Annotated in this window: 3 protein-coding genes and 1 pseudogene; all 4 read right to left on the bottom strand. The window is 37.9% G+C overall.

Translation table 11 applies throughout. The features are described 5' to 3' along the window. The coding region (locus tag QZ055_RS08580) for an isopentenyl transferase family protein (protein ID WP_295826197.1) at positions 1 to 150 on the bottom strand (150 nt) is incomplete at its 3' end. Next, positions 147 to 959: a class I SAM-dependent methyltransferase gene (locus QZ055_RS08575; protein ID WP_295826194.1), complete on the bottom strand. Its 813-nt coding sequence runs from the start codon at positions 957 to 959 to the stop codon at positions 147 to 149. The genes QZ055_RS08580 and QZ055_RS08575, both read right to left, overlap by 4 nt. Before the next feature lies 1 nt (position 960). Further along, a complete protein-coding gene (mutL, locus tag QZ055_RS08570; protein ID WP_295826192.1) occupies positions 961 to 3024 on the bottom strand; it encodes a DNA mismatch repair endonuclease MutL in 2064 nt (687 codons plus the stop codon). After that, a pseudogene (locus QZ055_RS08565) lies at positions 3024 to 3686 on the bottom strand (DNA mismatch repair protein MutS); the annotation flags it as partial. The pseudogene QZ055_RS08565 and the gene mutL, both read right to left, overlap by 1 nt.

Raw genomic sequence — 3686 nt, 5'->3', positions numbered from 1 at the left:
CGATGGTTTAGCGGTACCAATATTGAGTTGTTTATATACTTGGTAAGCATCACCAGAAATAACCTCAGCATGTAGCTGTTCTGCTAAGTCCAAGGTAAGATCTGTTTTGCCTACCGCCGTTGGTCCAACGATGGTAATTAAGGGATTCACATTAACTCCTTCATATATACACCATAGCCTATACGACTATATTTTCCGCCCACCCATTGATGGGGTGGATAGTTTTGAAAGACCGAACTAAATGGTCGTTCTTTAATAATAACACCATACGTGGCAACACGCATAGCCTGTGCCATGATTTTATCATCTATATGACTTTCCACAGTATGTCCTCGAAGAGGTTTGAATTGAGGGCTTTCCTCTACAGGAACTTCAAACATAGGATCAAAATAAATAATATCAATACTATTGTCAGGTAGATTTGGTAAATAGTGTTCAAAGGTATCATGATTTACTTTAATACGTCGCAATGCATTCGTTACACTATCCTCACTATGAATATAATGAGCTAAACCATGACTAGTAGCAAGCCATATAGGTAAAGCCCCTTCTAGACCAGTTATTTGAGCTTGTGGGTAACCATAACTCACTACCATACTGTCACTACCAAGGCCAATTGTACAATCTAAAAACGTAAATTTATCTTTATTAGATAATCCCTTTTTATCTAATATGACTTGTACCGCATTAACGAGATGATCGCCTTCACCGCGTTGTAAACGTAATATACGTAATTGAGCCATAGACAAATGAAAGGTATGTTGTTGATTTTCTGGGAAATGAATAGTTAATCCAGAACCAGCAAGAACCGCAATATATTCGCATTGATACTTACCGAATAAGGCTGGTATCGATGTTTTACCTCGTTTAATATATGTCATATGCATAGAGGAAGCCAGTGCTTTGGCTTCCTCCTGAATGACCTCATTAGATTTTTGAGATGTGGTTAGTATATTCATATTAAGACCGTAAGAATAATTTACCTAATTCATCAGGTGTAAACTTGATTATCGTTGGACGGCCATGAGGACATACGTACGGTTTCTCAGTACTAAAGAGATCCTCAATTAAGGTAGTCATTTGATACATATTTAAATTATGACCTGCCTTAATGGCCCCTCTACAAGATGCATACGCTAGCATTTCATGACGTAACTGAGCCTTAGTAGGCTGTTGATGTTCGTGTAAGTAAGAGAATACATATTGGAGAATTTCAAAAGCCTTTGACTCTACTAAATCTACAGGCGCCCCTACTAATTTTATTTTCGTAGGACCACCTAACTCTACATCAAAGCCAAGATCTAGTAAGGTTTCTCGCTCTTCCTCTACCAAATTCATTTCATCATCTGTAGCCTCACTATATTGAGGCACAAGGATAGATTGCATAGGAATGGATTCAGAAGACTTACAAAGCTTATCATATCGTACACGTTCATGAGCTGCGTGTTGGTCTATTATATAGAGATCATCACCCTTTTTAGCCAAAATATAACAAGAAGCGACTTGCCCCATAGGTAAGAATCCAGAATTTTGAATGGTACGCTCTTCTGTATTTTCTTCACGAATATCTTGCGCTAAAGACTTAAATTTTTCGACGTCTTCCTTTGTATAACTAGTATATTCAGTAGGAACAGCATCGAAGCTTTCGTCTGTAAAGGACGACTGTTCATAAGTAGCCTTTGGCGGAGGTGGTGTAAAACCCTTAGTTTTAAGACTCTCTACAAACTGTGTAGTCTCACCGCGCATGACTTCGTATCCTTTAGTACGGCGACTACCAAATACTTTGTCATAATCTACCGCAGTAGCTATATGTTCAGCAGACTGCATCTCATCTTGTACAACAGAAGGTGTTCTATACGAATCATACGTACTATTGCCATGGTGAGATAAACTACTATAAGAACTAGAATTAGTAACTGTATCATTACTGTTAGTATTTACGTCATTACAATTGGTTTCATTATTACGGAAATCAGCTCCGTTATTAATTGTGCCATTTATATAAGAAGATGATTCTCGTTCGTATCGCTCATGTAGAGGATTATTTAAGGCGTTTAAAATACCATGATAAACAGCTTTAAATATTATCTTATCATCTGAGAATTTTACTTCACTCTTTCGTGGATGAACGTTAATATCAACCATACCAGCAGGTACAGTAATATTAAGTACCACTAAAGGATGACCGTTTTTAGGTAACAATGCATGGTAAGCATTATCGATAGCCTTCATTATTGTTTTATCGGAAATAACACGGTTATTAACGATAATAGTTTGCCAAATTCTAGTACTTTTAAGAAGGGTAGGTTTACTCACTACACCATCGATATAAATAGAGTCACTTTCATAAGCAACAGTGAAAATATCATCTTTCGTTTTATAGCCATATAATGCGGCTACCGTATCACCAATATTGCCGTTTCCAGGAGTAATAATAGCCACACGATCATCTACGATGAGTTTAAAAGAAATATGGGGGTTACTAAGGGCCAGTTTGCCTACAATATCTTGAATTTTAGAAGATTCGGTACGCTCTGTTTTCAAGAACTTGCGACGGGCTGGCGTATTATAAAACAATTCTCTAATTTCAATTGTCGTACCAGGTGCCGCACCATAAGGAATACAATCAGTGAAAGTACCACCATCTACGGTAATACGAGTACCCAAATCAGAATCAGCTTTACGTGTAGTCAAAGAAAAATGAGACACCGAGGCAATACTAGCCAAAGCCTCTCCACGGAAGCCGAGGGATGCTATATCAAATAAATCCTCTACCTGTTGTATTTTAGAGGTAGCATGACGCAAAATTGCCAGGCGTGCATCTTCCTCTGTCATACCGATACCATTATCGGTAATGCGCATATAAGCTACACCGCCATCGCCGATTTCAACTTCAATATTAGTGGCAGACGCATCAATGGAGTTTTCGATAAGCTCTTTAATAACAGATGCGGGACGTTCCACAACTTCGCCAGCAGCTATTTTATTGATTGTGGTTTCATCCAATACATGAATGGTTGCCATTATTTCCCGCCTCCTTTACGAGCCTCCTCTTGTAGTTCATATAATTTATTTAATGCTTCAATCGGTGTCATACTCATTACATCCACTTCGAGTAAGCTATCGACTACAGAATGAGTAAATAAATTACCTAGTGGTAAATCACTCGCTTGTTTTGTAGTCGTTTTAACCACATTAGTAGATTGTCCACCAATTACACGGTTATTTAAATCACTAGCATCATGACTTTGATCTTCCAATGATTCCAAAATTACCTCTGCACGTTTTAGCACAGAATTTGGTAATCCTGCCAATCTCGCTACATGAATACCATAGCTACGGTCTGCACCACCTCTGATGATGCGGCGCAAGAATGCAACATCCTTACCTTTTTCTTTTACAGCTACAGTGTAATTCTTTAATTTACTATAGCTTTCTTCTAAACAAATTAGCTCATGGTAATGGGTAGCAAATAATGTCTTGCCGTGAATATGCTTACAAATATGCTCAACTACGGCTTGGGCGATACTTAAACCATCAAATGTACTAGTGCCACGACCAATTTCATCTAAGATAATTAAGCTATTATGTGTAGCATTCTCTAAAATATAGGCTACCTCTTTCATTTCTACCATGAACGTACTTTGACCAGTAGAAATATCATCACTAGCACCTACACGTGTAAA

The sequence above is a fragment of the uncultured Veillonella sp. genome (genome assembly GCF_905209685.1).
Taxonomy (GTDB): domain Bacteria; phylum Bacillota; class Negativicutes; order Veillonellales; family Veillonellaceae; genus Veillonella.
Note: the sequence above shows the minus strand (reverse complement) of the source record. Positions and strands in the feature narration are given on the sequence as shown.

Coding starts and splice junctions, on each gene's coding strand:
- mutL (WP_295826192.1), bottom strand. CDS start 3,024: ATGGCAACCATTCATGTATTGGATGAAACCACAATCAATAAAATAGCT.
- QZ055_RS08575 (WP_295826194.1), bottom strand. CDS start 959: ATGAATATACTAACCACATCTCAAAAATCTAATGAGGTCATTCAGGAG.